This window comes from Amycolatopsis sp. NBC_00355, from assembly GCF_036104975.1.
Lineage (GTDB): Bacteria > Actinomycetota > Actinomycetes > Mycobacteriales > Pseudonocardiaceae > Amycolatopsis.
The window spans coordinates 2,062,124-2,078,306 of record NZ_CP107982.1 but is presented as its reverse complement, the minus strand read 5'-3'; the positions used below and the strand labels follow the sequence as shown (position 1 = coordinate 2,078,306).

Sequence of the window (16,183 nt, the reverse complement as noted above, 5' to 3'; positions counted from 1 at the left end):
CGATGGCCAGTGTTCCGGCACCGGTTGATCCGTTCAGCGCAGAGTGACCCGGCACGCACGGGCCGGCGTCACTCGCTTTCGTCGTCCACGACGAGCACGGTGGCGTCCGGCTCGTGGGCGGGGCCCAGCCGGAACCGGAACTGCGAGCCGGGGCGGATCGCGGCGATCACCTGGGTGTCGGCCGTGTCGAAGAAGATGATGGAGTGCTCGGCGGTGATCGGCTCGTGCCGCAGCACCACCGGCAGCCGGTCGGACGACTGGTCCGGCCGCGGCAGCGGGACGACCACGGGGATCGGCAGGGTGCCGCTGACCGACCCGGACCCGTCGTCGTCCGCCACGGGCCAGACCGGCTCGAACGGCTCGGGCGGATCGAACGGTTCGAACGACCGGGCCGGTTCGAACGGCTCGGCCGGGTGGACCGGCTCCGCCGGTCGGAACGGCACCGGCGGGACGATTCTCGGCCGGCGTCGCCACCAGAGCCCGGCGATCAGCCCGGTGAGCAGGCCGCCGGTGCCGCTGACCGCGGACGCCAGCCCGGCGCCCAACCCCGGCCCGGCCGCTTCGGGAGCGGCCTGCGCGGCCGGGACGACCGGCGGCACGGCGGGCAGTGGCCCGTACTTCACCGCGGGGTCGCGGGCGTCGTCGGGCAGCTGGAGGACCTGGCCCGGCTCGATCGCCCCCGGATCGTCGAACGGCGTGCCGTCGGGCCGTGGCCTGCCCTTGTTGAGCGTGAAGATCTCCTGGAACCGCTGCCCGTCGCCGAGCGCTTTCTCGGCGATCTTGAACAACGTGATGTCCTCGGGGTTCGCGGCGTGCGGGACGATGAAGTACTTCACCGACGGCGAGGGCGGTGGCGCGGACTGGGCGAGCGCGGGCCCGCCGGCCAGCACCGCGAACAGGGCACCGGCGCAGGCGGCCTGGCCGGTCCTCCCGAGGACGCGGCGCACCGCGGGGACCCGGATTTCGGCCATCGTCGCCCACCCTCTCCCCGGTGGCACAAACGGCCCCGGTGTTCCCCTCTACACGGGGCGGGTGGAGGCGTGGTTCAGATCCCGGTGGCGCGCGAGGCGTCGCCGCGGGTCAGATCTCGTCCCAGGGCACGGTTTCGTAGGCCTCGGCGAGCAGCTTCACGACGCGGTCCGCGGGCGGCAGCACGAAGTCGTCGACGGAGGCGACCGGGCGGCCCGGGGTCTCCGAGTTGGTGACGAACATCGCGTCGAACCCAGGCAGGTCGGCGGGCCGGACCTCGCGCGTCTCCTGCGGGACGCCGAGCCGTTCCAGCGCCTCCCGCTGCACGAGCATCGTGATCCCCGGCAGCACCGCGGCGTCCGGCCAGACGATCGTGTCACCGGCCAGGAATCCCGCGTTCCACACCGACGCCTCGCTGATCCGGCCCTGGTGGTCGACGAACAGCGCGTCGTCGTAGCCCGCGAGCTCGGCCTGGCGGGCGTGGTGGATGAGCCCGAACGTGCCGAGGTGCTTGACCTGCGGCAGGTCCCGCTCGTACCGCACGATCCCCAGGCGCAACGGCGCCGGGTCGACCGGGTGCGGCGGCAGGGTCCGGACCAGGATCTCCGGCTTCATCGGTTCGGTGAAGGACCGCGTGAGCACCATGACCCGCACCGAAAGGGCGGGTTCGCCGTCGATCGCGTGCCGGATGTGGGAACGCACCAGATCGGTGTCGAGGTCCGCGCCGAACAGCAGGCGGGTGCTCGTGGTGAGCCGGTGCAGGTGGTGGGAAAGACCGCGGACCCGCCCGTCCCGGACCTGCATCGCGGTGAAATGACCGTAGGCGGTCATTCCCGCGACGAAGGCGCCCGGGCCGAGCGGGTCCCCGTTCAGCTCGATGCGGTGCGGCACTACTGGACGGTGACGCCCGTGAACTTCACCTGCTTGGTCGGCGCACCCGTGCCGTCCTGCGGGTTCGGGTTCGCGATGCCGGCCTTGGCCACCGCGTCCAGCACCTTCAGGCCGTCGTCGGTGATGCTGCCGAACACCGAGTAGTCCGGGGACAGCTCGGCGTCGCCGTAGACCATGAAGAACTGGCTGCCGCCGGAGTTCGGGGCCTGCGTCTTCGCCATCGCGAGGATGCCGCGGCCGTACTTGATCTCCGGGAACGCCTCGTCCGGCATCGTGTAGCCCGGGCCGCCCTGGCCGTCGGCCGTCGGGTCGCCGGTGGCCGAGGGGTCACCGCACTGCAGCATCTGCAGGCCCTCGGTGCCGAGCCGGTGGCACATGGTGTCGTTGTAGAAGTTCTGCTTCGCGAGGCTGATGAAGCTCTGCACCGCGCAGGGCGCGAGCGCCCGGTCGAGCGTCAGCGGGATGTCGCCCGCCGTGCTCTTCAGCGTCACGTTCACCGTGCCCGTCGACGGGACGTTCTTGCCGTCGGGCAGGTTCACCTTCTTCGGCGTCTTGCCCGTCGTGTCCGCTTTGTAGTCGCACGTCGTCGGGTTCGGCAGCGGCGTCGTCCGCTTCGGTGTCGCGGCGCGCTGCGTCGGGATCTGCAGTTCGGTCGGCGGCGGGGCGGCCGAGGACGACGCGGCCGTGTCGGTGCTGTCACCGCCGTTGGCGCTCACGATCCACACCACCACGCCCGCGACCACGAGGACGGCCACGCCGATGACACCGGCGCCGATCCTCTTGTTTCGCTTCTGCTGCTCCAATCGGCGCTCGAGCTGCCTCTCGAGCTTGCGCTTCGCAGCTTCGCGGCGCTGCTGGTTGGTCGCCACCCCGTACCCTCCCAGGTTTCCGCTCGTGTCACACGTCTGAGGTAGCGGCAGTGTATGGGCACAGCCTGTGAGGACCATGTACAGGGCCCGCTAGTCTCAACCTGATCGTGATCGGCGCCATCCGGCGCGGATGTCCGGGAGGCGTTCGGTGCTCGTCGTCGGCTTCGGCAGCGGCCCGCTGCAGGCCAACTGCTACCTGCTGGCGGCGGCCGCCGGTGGGCCGTGCCTGGTCGTGGATCCGGGGCAGGACGTGGCCGCGCCGCTGGCCGCCGCGCTCGCCGAGCACCGGCTGGTCCCCGCGGCGCTCGTCGCCACCCACGGCCACCCCGACCACGTGGCTTCGGCCGCCGGTGTCACCGCGGCCCACGGCGTCCCGCTGCACCTGCACCCCGCGGACGCCTCGCTCTACGACGGCGAGAGCGTGCCGCTGGAAGCGGGCAGGCTCGGCTTCGCCGGCCTCGCCGGCCTCGACGTCGACGTCCGGCCGGCGCCGGGGCACACGCCGGGTTCGGTGGTGCTCGCGCTGGAGACGGCCGAGGGCGGCCGGCTCGCCCTGACCGGGGACACGCTGTTCGCCGGGTCGGTCGGCCGCGGGGACGTCGAGGCGTCGCTGCGGGACCTGCTGGCGGGCTTCCCGGACGACACGGTGGTGCTGCCGGGCCACGGCCCGGCGACGACGATCGGGCGGGAACGCGCGGGCAACCCGTTCCTGGCCGGGACGGGGGCGTGAGCATGGCGGAGGAGAAGCCCGAACGGCTGCCGCTGTTCGAAGAGGACGCGCGCGGACGCCGTCGCCGGGGGATTTCCGGGCTGATCGGCGTGGTCATCGTCGCCGCCGCGTTCGGCGGGGTCGCCGGCCTGATCGGCGGCACGGTGATCGGCCTGGTCGTCGCCCTGGTGATCGCCCTGCCGCTGGTCTACGTGATGGCCGTCAGCATCCGGCGCCGCGTCTGGCTCGAAGGCTCGACGCTGATCGTGCGCACGTGGGGGCTGCGGCGCGTCGACCTCGTCACCGCGACCCGCCTCGACCTCGTGATCGGCGACGTCCGCGGCACCCGCACGGTGAGCCTGCTCGTCAACGCGGGCAACCGGCGGAAGGTGGCGAAGGTGGACCTGGCGGTGTTCTCCGGCACCGGCGGGCGCGAGCTGGGCATCCTGCAGCTGCGGAAACTGGCCAACGCGCTGATGAACAACACGGAGGCGAACGGCCTGGTCTTCGGGGAGCTGCTGGTCTCGGAGCTCAAGGCCGAGGCGCGCGGCGGCGGCGTCGCGGAGCGCCCGCTCTACCGGCTCGCGTCGGTGGCGCCGTCGGGCAAGTACGTGCAGCGGTTCACGATGGAGGCCGTCAGCCGGTTCGTGGCGACTCTCGACTGAGCTCCGCGTCCGGCTCACGGAGCTGTTCGAGCTGGTAGACGAGCTCCGGGACCTCCTGCGCGATGTACGCGGTGAGGCGTTCGACCTGGTGCAGCGTCGCCCGGACGTCGTCGAGGGCGATCGCGATGCGCGGGATCGATTCGACGGCCTGGACGGTGGCCGTGACCAGCCGCAGCGCGCCGCGCACGAGCTGGCGGGGGCCGGCGAACACGGACATGGCGCCTCCCGGGTCGGGTAACGCCTTCCTACCGCGTGCGGGCGCCGCTGTCGCGGCGGGGGTTCGCCGGTGTTACGGGTGGGACGGAACGGCTTTCGTGGTGCTGCTGAGGTACGTCGCGGGCTCGCGGGAGGCGATCAGCGCGGCGAGGACCGTCGTCACCGGGACGGCCGCCACGATGCCGACACTGCCGGCCAGGGTGCGGATGATCTCCTGCGCGATCTCCTCGCTGCCGAGCAGCGCGCCCAGCCCGACCCCGGAGATCGACGAGTACAACAGCACCGGCAGCGCGGCGCCGGCGTAGGCCATCACCAGCGTGTTGACCGCCGAACCGACGTGGTCGCGGCCGATCCGCAGGCCCGAGCTGTAGAGCTCCCGCCAGCTCAGGCCGGGGTTGGCGCGGCGCAGCTCCCACACGGCGCTCGTCTGGGTGACCGTGACGTCGTCGAGCACGCCGAGCGCGCCGATCACGACGCCGGCGAGCAGCAGCCCGCGCGCGTCGATGCCGTGGCCGAGCGACCCGATGAGCGTCGAGGTGCTGTCGTCGAGCCCGGTCAGGGAGGCCGCGGCCGAGAAGATCGCCGAGAGCACGCCGATCAGCGCGAGGCTGACGAGCGTGCCCAGCACGGCGGCGGACGTTCTCGCGGTCAGCCCGTGGGTCAGGTACAGGGCGATGAACATGATCGCGCCGGCGCCGACGATCGCCACCAGCAGCGGGTTCTCGCCCGAAAGCACGGCCGGGAGGATGAACAGCGCGATCACCACGAACGACAGGCCGAGCGCCACCAGCGCGGCGAGTCCCTGCCAGCGGCCGAGCACCAGGACGGCGACGGCGAACAGCGCGGCCAGCACGAGCAGCGGGGTGCCGCGCTGGAAGTCGACCAGCTGGAAGCTCGACGGGTCGGCCGCGTTCCCGCCGTTGTAGGCGAGCACGACCGCGTCACCGGCGGCGAACCGCGGGGTGCTGGGCTCGATCGGCACGGTCAGCTGCAACGGTTTCCCGGTGGCCGGGCCGTCGGTCATGGTCAGCGCGACGGTCAGGCACGGCTTCGCGTTCGGATCGCTCTGGTCGCCGACCTGGACCTGCCCCTGCGCGAGGCACGGCCCGGTGGCGGTGGTGGTGATCGACGCTTTCACCGGCGTGCCCTGCGGGACGACGCTCGTCGGCGACGGCTTGCCCCACGGGTACAGCACGAGCATCCCGACCACGGTGGCCAGCGCGAGCGGGGCGAGCATCCAGATCAGCAGGAGCCGGACGCGCCGCGACGCCGGGGCGGCCGGGCCGTGACCGTGGCCGTGCCCGTGACCATGGCCGGTTTCGGGGGCTGGTTCTCGGGGTTTAGCCGCCTTCGCGCGGCCGTCGGCGGTCCGCTGGGGACCGGTGTCCCCGCGCCGGGCGGCCCGCTGGGGTCCGGTGTCGCCCGGAACCCGCGGGGCGCCGGGGTCGGCCTGCTTTCCCGGTACCCGTTGCGGTCCGGTGCCGCCGCGTTCGCGGGGGACGCGCGGGGCCCCGGTGTCGGCCGGAATCCGCTGCGCCCCGGTGTCCGTCAGCGTTCCGGCCGCACGCTGCGGTCCCGTGTCGCCGCGCTTCCTCGGCACCCGCTGCGCCCCGGTCTCGCCCGGCATCTGTTGTGGCCCGGTGTCCGCGCGGCGCCGGGTTGCCGCCGGGGTGCCTTCCGGCGGCGTCCGGCGGGCCGGTTTCCGGGGCGTACCCGGCGTTCCGGACATCCCGCGGGGCGGGGAAGCCTCGTCGGTGACCCGGCGGATCGGGCCGGTTTCGTCGTCGAGGTCGGGGCGGTCCACCCGCACATCCTGACAGCGGGATTCCTCGCCCTGCGCAACGGGCCGCCGACGGCCCGGTTCGTCCGGATATGCCGTGTCGACCCTCCAAACACGCGTGTCGAGCCGCGAGCCCGCCGGTGTGATCCGGGAGCCGACACGCGTACCCCGATGGACGACACGGTGTCAGCTGTAGGCCTGGCGGACGTGGACGCGGCGGTAGGCCGACGGCGGGGTGTCGAAGTGGTCGAGGAAGGCCTGCCGCAGGGTCTCGGTGGAGCCGAAGCCGCAGCGGCGGGCGATCGTGGCCAGCGGGAGGTCGGTGCCGGACAGCAGGCGGGCCGCGTGCTCGGTGCGGATCGTGCGGACGTAACGGCCGGGGGTGGTGCCGAGGTGGGCGTCGAACAGGCGGGTCAGCTGGCGGGTGCTGATGCCGGCGCGCGCGGCCAGCGCCGGGGTGCCCAGGTCGTCGTCCAGGTGCTCGGCGATGTACGCCGTGAGGTCGCGGACCTCGCGGTGCTCCGGTGGCGGCCCGGTCAGGAACAGGCTGACCTGCGCCTGGTTGCCCGGCCGCTGCAGGTAGGTGACCAGCGCGCGGGCGGCTTCGCGGGCCAGTGTCGGGCCGTGGTCGGCCTCCACCAGCGACAGCGTCAGGTCCAGCCCGCTGGTGACGCCGGCCGCGGTGTAGACGTTGCCGTGGCGGACGTAGAGCGGCACCGGGTCGACCGTCACGGTCGGGTAGTCCGCGGCCAGCTTCGCGGCGTAGCGCCAGTGGGTGGTCGCGCGCCGGCCGTTGAGCAGCCCGGCCGCGGCGAGCACCTCGGCGCCGGTGCACACCGACGCGACGCGGCGGCTCGTCCGGGCGAGCCGCCGGATGTGGGCGAGCACGCGCTCGTCGGCCGCGGCGGCCGTGCTGCCCCAGCCGCCGGCGACGACCAGGGTGTCCAGGTCCGCGGCGACCTGGTCGAGCCGCAGGTGGGGTTGCAGGATCAGGCCGGAGGCGGTGTGGATCGCCTGGCCGTCGAGGTTGGCGAGGCGGATCTCGTACGGTGGCCGGGCGCCGAGCCGGTTGGCGGCGTCGAACACATCGGCGGGGCAGGCGATGTCCAGCAGTTCGGCGTCGGGAAATCCGACGATCACGACCCGTCTGGGTGACCCTGGCATGATCGGACGCTAGCACCCCGGCTGGCGCTCGGACGCGGTTCGCAGGATTTCGGACATCACGACTCCGCCGTCACGGCGGCACCGCCAAGGTGAGGGTCATGACCGATGAGCAGAAGACCCTCGCTTTCGTCGTATACCCGGGGTTGACGCCGCTGGACCTGGTGGGCCCGCTGCAGGTGCTGAGTGCGCTGGCCCAGATCGACGCGGCCTACCGGACCGTCGTCGTCGGGGCCACCAAGGAGCCCCTCGCCACCGACACCCCGCTGCGGATCGCGCCGAGCCACACGTTCGACGAGGTGCCGGCGCCGTTCGCGGTGCTGGTGCCCGGCGGCGGGGTGCCGACGATGCACGCGATGGCCGACGAGAACCTGCTGGCCTGGCTCCGTTCCGCGGCCGACGGCGCGGAGCTGGTGACGTCGGTCTGCACCGGCTCGCTAGTCCTCGGCGCGGCCGGGCTGCTGGAGGGGAAGCGGGCGACGACGCACTGGATGTTCCGCGACCTGCTGCCCGGCCTGGGCGCGACACCGGTCGCGGAGCGCTGGGTCGAGGACGGCCGCGTGCTCACCGCGGCGGGCGTGTCGGCCGGCATCGATCTGGCGCTGCACCTGGTGGAACGGCTGGCCGGGCGCGAGGTCGCGAAGACCGTCCAGTTCGGCATCGAGTACGACCCGCAGCCGCCGCAGGGGGCGCTGGACTGGGACAACCCGCCGTACGGCGATCTGAAGCCGCTTCGCGAGCACACGCTGCGCGAAGGGCTCGCCGAGCATCCGCAGCTCCTGGAAAGGTTGCTCGCGCACGCCTGAGGCGAACGGCGTCGGCCATCCGGGTGAGTGGTCTTCCCGGGTGGCCCCGGACGGCTAGGGTCAGCTCGCTCGATCAGGTGATCTCGCGGGTGGGGTGTTAAGCCGTGCGGTTCCAGGTCCTCGGCCCTCTGACGGCCTCCGTCCCGCTGCCTTCGGCGGCCCAGCCGCGGCGGCTGCTCGCCGTGCTGCTCGCGCGGGCCGGCCAGTACGTCGGCCGCGACACGCTGGTCGACGAGCTGTGGCCGGACGGCGCGCCGTCGAGCGCCGCGGCGATCGTCCAGGTCACCGTGTCCAAGCTGCGCAAGACGCTCTCGCCCGGGCTCGGCGCCGCCGCGGCCGGGCAGCGCCTGCGGTCGGGCCCGCGCGGCTACGCGCTGGTCGTCGAGCCCGGCGAGCTGGACGCCGACGACTTCCTGACGCAGCTGTCCGCCGGCGCGGACGACCGGGCCCAGCGGCGGCGCGCGCTCGAACGGGCGCTGGCGTGCTGGCGGGGCGACGCGTTCGCCGACGTCGCCGGCGGGCCGCTGCTGGAGGCGCACAAGCTGTGGCTGGAAGACCGTCGCTCGGCGGCCCTGCTGCAGCTGGTCGAGCTGGAGCTCGCCGACGGGGACGGCGGCGCCGTGGTCGAACGGCTGGATCCGGTGGTCGCGGCCCGGCCCGCCGACGAACGCTTCGCCGGGCGGCTCGCGGACGCGCTCGGCGCCGTCGGCCGCCGCGAGTCGGCCCTGGAGGTGCTCCGGCGGACGCGTCGCGCGCTCTGGGAAGAGGCCGGCGTCTGGCCGAGCGCGGACCTCGTCGACGTCTACCGCCGGATCGCCGGCACCGAGTGGACGACGCCGGGGCCGCCCGCGCAGCTGCCGCCCGCCGTGCCCGACTTCACCGGCCGGGCGGCCGAGCTCGCCGACGTCGCCCGGGCCTTGCGCGGCCCCGCCCCGGTCGTGCTGCACGGCGCGGCCGGCGCCGGGAAGTCCGCGCTCGCCGTCCAGGCCGCCTGGCGGGTCCGCCGCCGGTTCCCCGACGGCCAGCTGGCCGCCTCGCTGAGCGGCCCGGCAGACCCGGCGACCGTGCTGACCGGGTTCCTGCGCCTGCTCGGCGCGACACCGGCGGAGCTGGCCGACCGGGCGGGCCTGCCCGGGCTCTGGCGGTGCTACACCGCCGACCGCCGGCTGCTGGTGCTGCTCGAGGACGCCGCGTCGGAAGCCCAGGTCCGGGCGCTGCTGCCGAGCGGCCCCGGCTGCGCCACCGTCGTGACGTCCCGCCGCGCGCTGCCGGGGTTGTGCGGCGCGCACGCGATCCCGGTCGCCGGACTGTCCACAGAGGACGCTCGGGCCCTGCTCGCGGCGATCGTGGGGGAGCCGCGGCTGCGGGCGGAACCCGAAGCCGCCCAACGGGTTCTCGGGCATTGCGCGGGCTTGGCGCTCGCCGTCCGGATCGCCGGGGCCAAGCTCGCCGCACGGCCACGGCAGCGCGTCGCGGAGTTCGCCGCGCGGCTGGCCGACGAGCGCCGCCGGCTCGACGAACTGACCGCGGGCGACCTGAGCGTCCGGACGGCCGTGACGGCGGCGCTGCGCGAGCGGCCCGCGGCCGACCGGTACGTGCTGCGGCTGCTGAACGCCTTCGACGGCCCCGTCCCGGACTGGTGCGTGGCCGCGTTGCTCGACAAGCCGATCGGCGAGACCCGCGACCGGCTCGACGCGCTGGCCGGCGGGCACCTGCTCGTACCGGCCGGGAGCCGGTGGACGGTGGCGCCGTTCGTCCGGCTCGTGCTGGCCGAGAGCACACCCCCGGAGACCGACCAGGTCGCGCTGCGCCGCGCGTGCGAGGTGACGCTGACGCTCGCCGAGCAGGCCCGCGGCCGGCCGGCACCCGGCGGGCCGCGGCCGGATCCGGCGACGGTGCGCCGCGTCGCGGCCGACCCGGCGGGCTGGGCGGCCGAGGAGAGCGGCCACATCGCCGCCGCCGTCCGGCTGGCCGGCACGCACGGCTGGCACGAGCTCACCGGCGGGCTCGCCGACGCCTGCACCGCGCTGGCCGCCACGCCGTGGCTCGACCACTCCGCCCGCGCCGTGTCGGTGCTGGGGCTGGCCGCGGCGCGGCGCCGCCACGATCCGCACGCGGAGGCCGAGAAGCTCTTCACCCTGGGGTCGGTGCACTGGCAGCAGGGCCGGTGGCGGCAGGCGCGCACCTACTTCGTGATGGCCGAGAACCGGTTCCGGGTGCTCGACGACCCGAGCGGCACCGCCGCGGTGCTGGCCGCGCTCGCCGACGTCCACCTCGACAACGGTGACCCGCGGGGCGCGGAGACGGAACTGCGGGAGGCGCTCGTCCTGCTGCGCGACTGCGGCGACCGGCGGGGCCAGGCGGCCGCGGCGGCCCAGCTGGGCTCCCTGGCCGAGGACGTCGGTGACGTCCGGGGTGCGGTCGAGAGCTTCGAGGTGAGCATGCTGCTCGCCCGCGAGTGCGAGGACGGGCGCTGGCACGACCAGGCCGCGAAGCGCTACGCCGACGTCCTGCGCCGCCACGGCGGCAGCGACCAGGCGGCCGACCTGCTCACCGGTGCCCTCGGCGGCGCCGTCCGCACCCGGGAACGGCACTGGGAGGCCCACGTCCTGCGCAGCCTGGGCGACCTGCACGCCGAGGCGGGGGAGCTCGCCGACGGCGAACGCTGCCTGACGCGCTCCCTGGACCTGTTCGAGCAGATCGGGCACCGGCACGCCGCCGCCTACACCCACCGCAGCCTGGCCGAGGCCCGCCGCCGGGCCGGTGACGCCGTCGGCTCGCGGCGGCACCTGCGGCTGGCGATGGGCGTGTTCCGCGAGCTGCGCGACCGCCGCGGCGCCGGGTACGCCCTGCTCAGCCTCGGCCGGACCCAGGCCGCCGACGACGCCGGCCCGCAGGCGGTCCGGCTGCTGCGGACGTCGGCCGACCTGTTCCGCGACCTCGGTTTCCCGCTGTGGGAGCTCCGCGCGCTGCACGAGCTCAACGCCGTCACCAGCGCGTCACCGGAGCGGGAGAGAACTCGTGAAGTCTTGACGAAGATCAGGACCTGACCCGGCCACGACCGCCGCACGGGCGCGCGCGTTTGGCGAAGTTATGGCCGGGACCTTTTGGCTGCCGCCGTCGAACGACGTACCGAGGAGGCAAGTCATGTCGGGTCAACGGATGCTCGTGCGGGCGGCGGTGGGGCTGACCGCTTCGGCCGCGGTGGTGTTCGCCACCATCGGAACCGCTTCGGCGGAGGTCGAGGTCACCAAGCTCAGCCAGTCGGCGGCCGCGTCCCAGCTGTCCGCGGCCGGGGTGACCCACTCGTCCAGCGGCGGCTGCACCACCAGGTCGAACTCGACCTGCACGTCCTACGAGCAGATCAACCAGACCACGGTCACCGGCGTGATCACGCTGAAGCGCGCCAGCGGCTGCGCGATCAACATCACCGGCGGCACCGAGGTCGGGCACGCGTCGGGCACCTACAGCCACTACAACGGCTACAAGGTGGACATCTCGCACAACAGCTGCATCGACAACTACGTCAAGAACACCTTCAGCTACGACGGCCTCCGCGGCGACGGCTACCCGCAGTGGAAGGCCGGTTCCGGCAACCTCTACTGCGACGAGGGCAACCACTGGGACATCACGTACTACACCTGCGGCTGCTGAGTTTCCCGGCCGGGACCTGTCCGCGATGAGGGCTGCGGGCAGGTCCCGGCCGGTCTTGGTTACCGGGCGCGACCGCCGGGTACCTCTCCGGAAGGAGGTGCCCTGATGACGTCGCACCGCATCGCCCCCGCGCTGGGCGTGACCACCGGATTCGTGCTGCTGGCCGGGATGTACCTGGTCCTGGCACCGTGGCTCACCCACTTCGGCGGGGCCGGGGTACTGGCACTGAGCAACACCGTCACCGGGCTGGTCCTGGTGGCCCTGGCGATCGCCCGCACGGTGACGCCGCGGGTCCGCCCGCTGAGCTGGGTCGTCCCGGTGCTGGGCGCGTGGGCCGGGCTGTCGCTCGTGGTGCTGCGGCCGACGTGGGTGACCTGGCCGTCGGCGGGCGCGATCGTCGGCAACGTCGTCGCCGCGGTGGTAGTCGTGCTGGCGGGGCTGGCGCTGACCCGGGCCTGAGCACGCTCCGAGTGGACTTCTCCCGGCCCCAAGGGGCAGTCTCGACGCAGGAACGCGCGGGTGGACCGCCCGCCGCCGACCGGCCGAGGGAGGCCCGGTGGACCCCGACGAGATCAGCACGTCGAACCCGGACAAGATCTACTACCCCGAGGCCGGCCTGACCAAGGGCGACGTCGTCGGGCACTACCGGACCGTCGCCGAGGTGATGGTGCCGCACCTGCGCGGGCGGCCGCTCACCCTGCGCCGCTACCCCAACGGCATCGCCGGCCAGACCTGGTACCAGAAGGAAGCCAGCCCGAAGCTGCCGTCCTGGATCCGTGTCGAGGCCATCCCGCAGCGCACCACGAGCGACGTCCGGCACGTCCTCTGCGACGACCCCGCGACGCTGGTGTACCTGGCCAACCAGGCCGCCATCGAGTACCACATCTGGTCGTCCACTGTGGACGATCTGGAGCACCCCGACATGGTGCTGATCGACATCGACCCGCCCGACCACGTCACCGTCGCCGACCTGCGGGACATCGCGCGGATGGTGAAGAAGGTCTACGAAGCCGCCGGGCTCACCGCGTACCTGCAGGCCACCGGCGGGCGCGGGTTCCACGTCGTCGCGCCGATCGAGCCCAGCCAGACCTACGACGAGGTGCGCGACCTGGCGAAGGCGGCCGCCGAGGTGCTGGTGCGGCTCGACCCCGACCGGCTGACCACGGCGGTGCGGAAGGCCCAGCGCGGCGACCGCGTGTACCTCGACATCCTGCGCAACGGTTACACGTCGACGTTCGTGGCGCCCTACTCCCTGCGGGCCCGCCCGTCCGCCGGTGTCGCCACCCCGATCGACTGGCACGAACTGGGCAAGGCGGAGCCGGACGGCTGGACGCCCAAGCGCATCAAGGACCGCTTGGCGCGCAAGGGGGATCCGTGGGCCGGGATGGCCGAGCACGCGGCGTCTCCCGCCAAGGCGCTGGAGCTGCTGAACCAGCTGTGATCCCGAGCGGTCCGTGTCCGGTCGTGAGCCGCGCGTAGGCGAGTTCCGGCCGGGACCCACGACCGCACGCGAGGAGAAATCGCTGTGCAATCCGGAGGAAGGTGACGACCCCTCCTTCTCCGTACGGTCGACGCAGACCTACGGATCGCGGAGGAACGCCCGGCAAGCCCCCGGCTGTCTCCGCTCGAAGGAGAGAGCAGTGAACCTCGCCCAAGCAGTCCCCACTTCGGTGGCGCAGGGTCTGGACCCGCGTCGCTGGAAAGCCCTGATTCTGCTCTGCACGGCCAACTTCATGGTGATCCTGGACGCCCAGATCGTCATCATGGGCCTGCCGTCGATCTCGGCGGACCTCAAGCTGTCCCCGGTCGAGGGACAGTGGGCCCTGTCGGCCAACCTGCTGACCTTCGGAGGGTTGCTGCTGCTCGGCGGCCGCGCCGCCGACCTGCTCGGCAGGCGGAAGGTGTTCGCCATCGGCACCGCCCTGTTCCTGGCGGTCTCGCTGCTGTCCGGGCTCGCCTGGAACGGCGAGGTACTGCTGATCGCCCGGTCGCTGCACGGCGTCTCCGCGGCGCTGATGGCGCCGACCGCGCTGTCGATCCTGACGAACACGTTCCCCGAAGGCCGTGAGCGCAACAAGGCGTTCGCCGCGTGGTCCGGCATCGCGTCGATCGGCGCCACCGTCGGCCTGCTGCTCGGCGGCACGCTGATCGACTGGCTGGGCTGGCAGTCGATCTTCTTCGTCAACGTCCCGGTCGCGCTGATCATGCTGATCCTGACCCCGGTCCTGCTGCGCGAGAGCAAGGACGCCGGCAAGCAGCGCACGTTCGACGTCGCGGGGGCCGTGGTCAGCACCGGCGCGCTCGGCCTGCTGGTCTACATCCTGGTCGAAGCACCGACGAAGGGCTGGCTCAGCTTCCACACGATCGGCCTGGCGGCGGTCTTCGTCGTGCTGGTCGCGCTGACCGTCGTCATCGAGAAGCGCTCGAAGGCCCCGCTGGTGCCGTTGCGGCTGTTCAAGTCGCCGGCCCTGGTCGGCGGCAACCTGGTCACCGGGATCACCGCGATGCTCGCGTTCGGCATGTCCGTGGTGATCTCGCAGTACTCGCTGGGCGTGCTGAAGTACACCGCGCTCGAATTCGGGCTCACCCAGGCGGCCATGCCGGTCGCCGCGGTGGCCGGGGCGTACATCGCCCAGGCGGTGCTGGCCCGCGTCGGCATCCGGCCCGTCGCCGTCACCGGCGTCGTGCTGCTCGGCCTGGGCTGCCTGCTGCTGACCGGGATCTCGCCGGACGGCAGCTACTGGGGCGACGTCTTCCCGGGCCTGATCCTGTTCGGCCTGGGCCTCGGCGGCGGCCCGGTCGCACTGGCCGCGGCGGCGCTGGGCGGCATCGCCAAGCGCGACGCGGGCATCGCGTCCGGCTTCAACACGGCGGCTTTCCAGGTGGGCGGCGCGATCGGCGTCGGGGTCGTCTCGACGATCATCGCGTCCCACATGGCCCAGGCGGCGACCAACCCGGGCGCCGTGATGGACGGCTTCAGCCAGGGCCTCGTGGCGTGCGTGATCTTCGCGGCGGTCGGCCTGGTGCTGGCGCTCGTGTTGCTGCGCAAGCCGAAGGGCGGCCTGCAGGTGGTGCCGGAGCAGCGGACGCCGTCCGCGCACTGACACCCCGAGGCGAACGGCCCCCACCGCACGCGGTGGGGGCCGTTCCCGTTTCGGGGTGCTGCCGCGAGGTCGGCGTGGATCGGGTTCGCGGGTTTCGGCTCGGCCGCGGAGGGGCTCGGTGGCCGCAGCAGACCGGGCACGACCTCGCCGGCGGCCTGCCGGTGGTCGCCGTGGCACCGCGAGCGGTTCGGCCTCGGGACGTCGGGTCGACTCGCGTAGGTCAGCGCAGGCCGGCGGAGCGGAGGGGCCGTTTCACGTCTCGACGCGCAGCCAGGTCCCGTCCGCCTCGCCCGGGGTGTACGGGCTGTCCGCCCGCTTGGCGTAGATCCCTGCGAGCCCGTGTTCGCGAGCCGCGCCCAGGACCGCTTCGCCGTTGCCCTGGAAGTACTGGGGTACCTGCCAGGTGCCGCCCGCCAGCCCGAGGTCCGCCAGCACCGACCGGCGCTCGACGTAGGGCAGGTCGAGCGTGGACCGGCCCTCGTGGTGCAGCACGTCGTAGGCGAAGAAGAACGCCGGCTTGTGCTTCATGATCCGCTTGGCGTCGTAGCCGTCGAACTTGCTGCGCTCCACCAGACCCCCGGGATCCGGCCGGCCGTCGCGGACCACGACGATCTCGCCGTCCAGCAGCACTTCCGTCGAACCCAGGCTCTCGCCGAGCTTGTGCAGCTCCGGGTACCGGCCGGTGACGTCGGCGCCGGAGCCGTCGTGTGCCGTGATGCGGCCGCCCGACACGCAGAGCATCGTGCGGTCGCCGCCCCAGGCGAATTCGTAGGCCCAGTCGGCGTCTTCGGCCGGCGGGGGCAGCTCGCCCGGGACCGCCGACATCGGCTCCAGGAACTCGGGGGCGTCCTCGTGGCCGTCCTCGGCCGGGTCGAGGCGGCGCAGGGTCCAGTCGCCTTCGTCGTCCGGGTTGTGGCGGTTCTGGAACAGGTACTTGCCGCTCGCCTTCGTGCCGTGGAAGACGATCTCGACCTTGTGGTTGTTCCAGTGCAGCGTTTCGTAGCGGCCGGTGTCCCAGATCGCCATCCAGCCGCCGCCGTACTCGCCCGCCGGGATCTCGCCTTCGAAGGAGAGGTAGTCCATCGGGTGGTCTTCGGTGTGCACCGCGAGCCGGTTGACGCCGGGGGAGAGCGGCAGGCCCTTCGGCACCGCCCACGACACGAGCACGCCGTCGCGCTCCAGCCGGAAGTCCCAGTGCAGGCGGGTGGCGTGGTGCTCCTGGATCACGAACAGGTCGTCGCCGCCCGGCTCGGGCGCGCCGTCCGGCCACGGCTCCGGCGTCCGGGAACGGTCGCGCTTGCGCCGGTACTCGTCGAGTCGGTCGGCCATCGCGGGACCGGCACCCCCACTTCGCTCGGA

General features: G+C 73.4%; 15 protein-coding genes. 8 read left to right on the top strand and 7 right to left on the bottom strand.

The features are described from left to right. Nucleotides 1-68 precede the first annotated feature (68 nt). From OHS18_RS08345 to OHS18_RS08335, 3 genes are all read right to left on the bottom strand, one after another. On the bottom strand, nt 69-971 hold the full coding sequence (locus OHS18_RS08345) for a LysM peptidoglycan-binding domain-containing protein (RefSeq protein WP_328616534.1): 903 nt from the start codon (nt 969-971) through the stop codon (nt 69-71). 109 nt (nt 972-1,080) lie between these two features. Further along, nucleotides 1,081-1,860 carry an aminotransferase class IV family protein gene (locus tag OHS18_RS08340; protein ID WP_328616533.1) on the bottom strand — a complete coding sequence of 260 codons (780 nt, stop codon included), beginning with the start codon at nt 1,858-1,860 and terminating at the stop codon, nt 1,081-1,083. Then, nucleotides 1,860-2,729 (bottom strand): peptidylprolyl isomerase, encoded by an 870-nt coding sequence (locus OHS18_RS08335; protein ID WP_328454326.1) that lies wholly within the window; start codon nt 2,727-2,729, stop codon nt 1,860-1,862. Before OHS18_RS08335 ends, OHS18_RS08340 begins: the two co-directional genes overlap by 1 nt. Nucleotides 2,730-2,877: 148 nt before the next feature. Between OHS18_RS08335 and OHS18_RS08330 the strand changes: the two genes are divergently transcribed. Next, on the top strand, nt 2,878-3,459 hold the full coding sequence (locus tag OHS18_RS08330; protein ID WP_328618494.1) for an MBL fold metallo-hydrolase: 582 nt from the start codon (nt 2,878-2,880) through the stop codon (nt 3,457-3,459). A gap of 2 nt (nt 3,460-3,461) precedes the next feature. Beyond that, nucleotides 3,462-4,103: a hypothetical protein gene (locus OHS18_RS08325; protein WP_328458915.1), complete on the top strand. Its 642-nt coding sequence runs from the start codon at nt 3,462-3,464 to the stop codon at nt 4,101-4,103. Here OHS18_RS08325 and OHS18_RS08320 read toward each other — a convergent pair. The 3 genes from OHS18_RS08320 to OHS18_RS08310 all read right to left on the bottom strand — a co-directional run bounded on the left by OHS18_RS08320 (nt 4,075) and on the right by OHS18_RS08310 (nt 7,263). Beyond that, nucleotides 4,075-4,320, bottom strand: a complete 246-nt coding sequence (locus OHS18_RS08320) for a hypothetical protein (protein WP_328454328.1) — start codon at nt 4,318-4,320, stop codon at nt 4,075-4,077. The genes OHS18_RS08325 and OHS18_RS08320 overlap by 29 nt on opposite strands. Before the next feature lie 72 nt (nt 4,321-4,392). Further along, on the bottom strand, nt 4,393-6,123 hold the full coding sequence (locus OHS18_RS08315; RefSeq protein WP_328616532.1) for a YibE/F family protein: 1,731 nt from the start codon (nt 6,121-6,123) through the stop codon (nt 4,393-4,395). Nucleotides 6,124-6,285: 162 nt separating this feature from the next. Next, complete coding sequence (locus OHS18_RS08310; protein WP_328454332.1) at nt 6,286-7,263, bottom strand: GlxA family transcriptional regulator; 978 nt, start codon at nt 7,261-7,263, stop codon at nt 6,286-6,288. A gap of 98 nt (nt 7,264-7,361) precedes the next feature. Between OHS18_RS08310 and OHS18_RS08305 the strand changes: the two genes are divergently transcribed. From OHS18_RS08305 to OHS18_RS08280, 6 genes are all read left to right on the top strand, one after another. After that, on the top strand, nt 7,362-8,066 hold the full coding sequence (locus OHS18_RS08305; RefSeq protein ID WP_328616531.1) for a DJ-1/PfpI family protein: 705 nt from the start codon (nt 7,362-7,364) through the stop codon (nt 8,064-8,066). A 104-nt stretch (nt 8,067-8,170) separates the two neighbouring features. Continuing rightward, on the top strand, nt 8,171-11,116 hold the full coding sequence (locus OHS18_RS08300; RefSeq protein WP_328616530.1) for an AfsR/SARP family transcriptional regulator: 2,946 nt from the start codon (nt 8,171-8,173) through the stop codon (nt 11,114-11,116). Between the two features lie 97 nt (nt 11,117-11,213). Further along, the gene (locus OHS18_RS08295) at nt 11,214-11,720 is read left to right on the top strand and encodes a hypothetical protein (protein WP_328454338.1); all 507 of its coding nucleotides are present in this window, start codon (nt 11,214-11,216) and stop codon (nt 11,718-11,720) included. Between the two features lie 105 nt (nt 11,721-11,825). Next, nucleotides 11,826-12,179 (top strand): SPW repeat domain-containing protein, encoded by a 354-nt coding sequence (locus OHS18_RS08290; protein ID WP_328616529.1) that lies wholly within the window; start codon nt 11,826-11,828, stop codon nt 12,177-12,179. A gap of 97 nt (nt 12,180-12,276) precedes the next feature. Next, nucleotides 12,277-13,161, top strand: coding sequence for a non-homologous end-joining DNA ligase (gene ligD, locus OHS18_RS08285; RefSeq protein ID WP_328616528.1), 885 nt, complete (start codon nt 12,277-12,279; stop codon nt 13,159-13,161). Between the two features lie 199 nt (nt 13,162-13,360). Then, on the top strand, nt 13,361-14,824 hold the full coding sequence (locus OHS18_RS08280) for an MFS transporter (RefSeq protein ID WP_328454344.1): 1,464 nt from the start codon (nt 13,361-13,363) through the stop codon (nt 14,822-14,824). A 252-nt stretch (nt 14,825-15,076) separates the two neighbouring features. Here OHS18_RS08280 and OHS18_RS08275 read toward each other — a convergent pair whose 3' ends face one another. Then, a complete protein-coding gene (locus OHS18_RS08275) occupies nt 15,077-16,153 on the bottom strand; it encodes a DNA polymerase ligase N-terminal domain-containing protein (RefSeq protein ID WP_328454346.1) in 1,077 nt (358 codons plus the stop codon). Nucleotides 16,154-16,183 lie beyond the last annotated feature (30 nt).

What these genes read in the sequence shown, in the direction of transcription:
- OHS18_RS08305 (WP_328616531.1), top strand. Translation starts at nt 7,362, where the DNA reads ATGACCGATGAGCAGAAGACCCTCGCTTTCGTCGTATACCCGGGGTTG.
- OHS18_RS08320 (WP_328454328.1), bottom strand. Translation starts at nt 4,320, where the DNA reads ATGTCCGTGTTCGCCGGCCCCCGCCAGCTCGTGCGCGGCGCGCTGCGG.
- OHS18_RS08310 (WP_328454332.1), bottom strand. Translation starts at nt 7,263, where the DNA reads ATGCCAGGGTCACCCAGACGGGTCGTGATCGTCGGATTTCCCGACGCC.
- OHS18_RS08325 (WP_328458915.1), top strand. Translation starts at nt 3,462, where the DNA reads ATGGCGGAGGAGAAGCCCGAACGGCTGCCGCTGTTCGAAGAGGACGCG.
- OHS18_RS08295 (WP_328454338.1), top strand. Translation starts at nt 11,214, where the DNA reads ATGTCGGGTCAACGGATGCTCGTGCGGGCGGCGGTGGGGCTGACCGCT.
- OHS18_RS08290 (WP_328616529.1), top strand. Translation starts at nt 11,826, where the DNA reads ATGACGTCGCACCGCATCGCCCCCGCGCTGGGCGTGACCACCGGATTC.
- OHS18_RS08345 (WP_328616534.1), bottom strand. Translation starts at nt 971, where the DNA reads ATGGCCGAAATCCGGGTCCCCGCGGTGCGCCGCGTCCTCGGGAGGACC.
- OHS18_RS08275 (WP_328454346.1), bottom strand. Translation starts at nt 16,153, where the DNA reads ATGGCCGACCGACTCGACGAGTACCGGCGCAAGCGCGACCGTTCCCGG.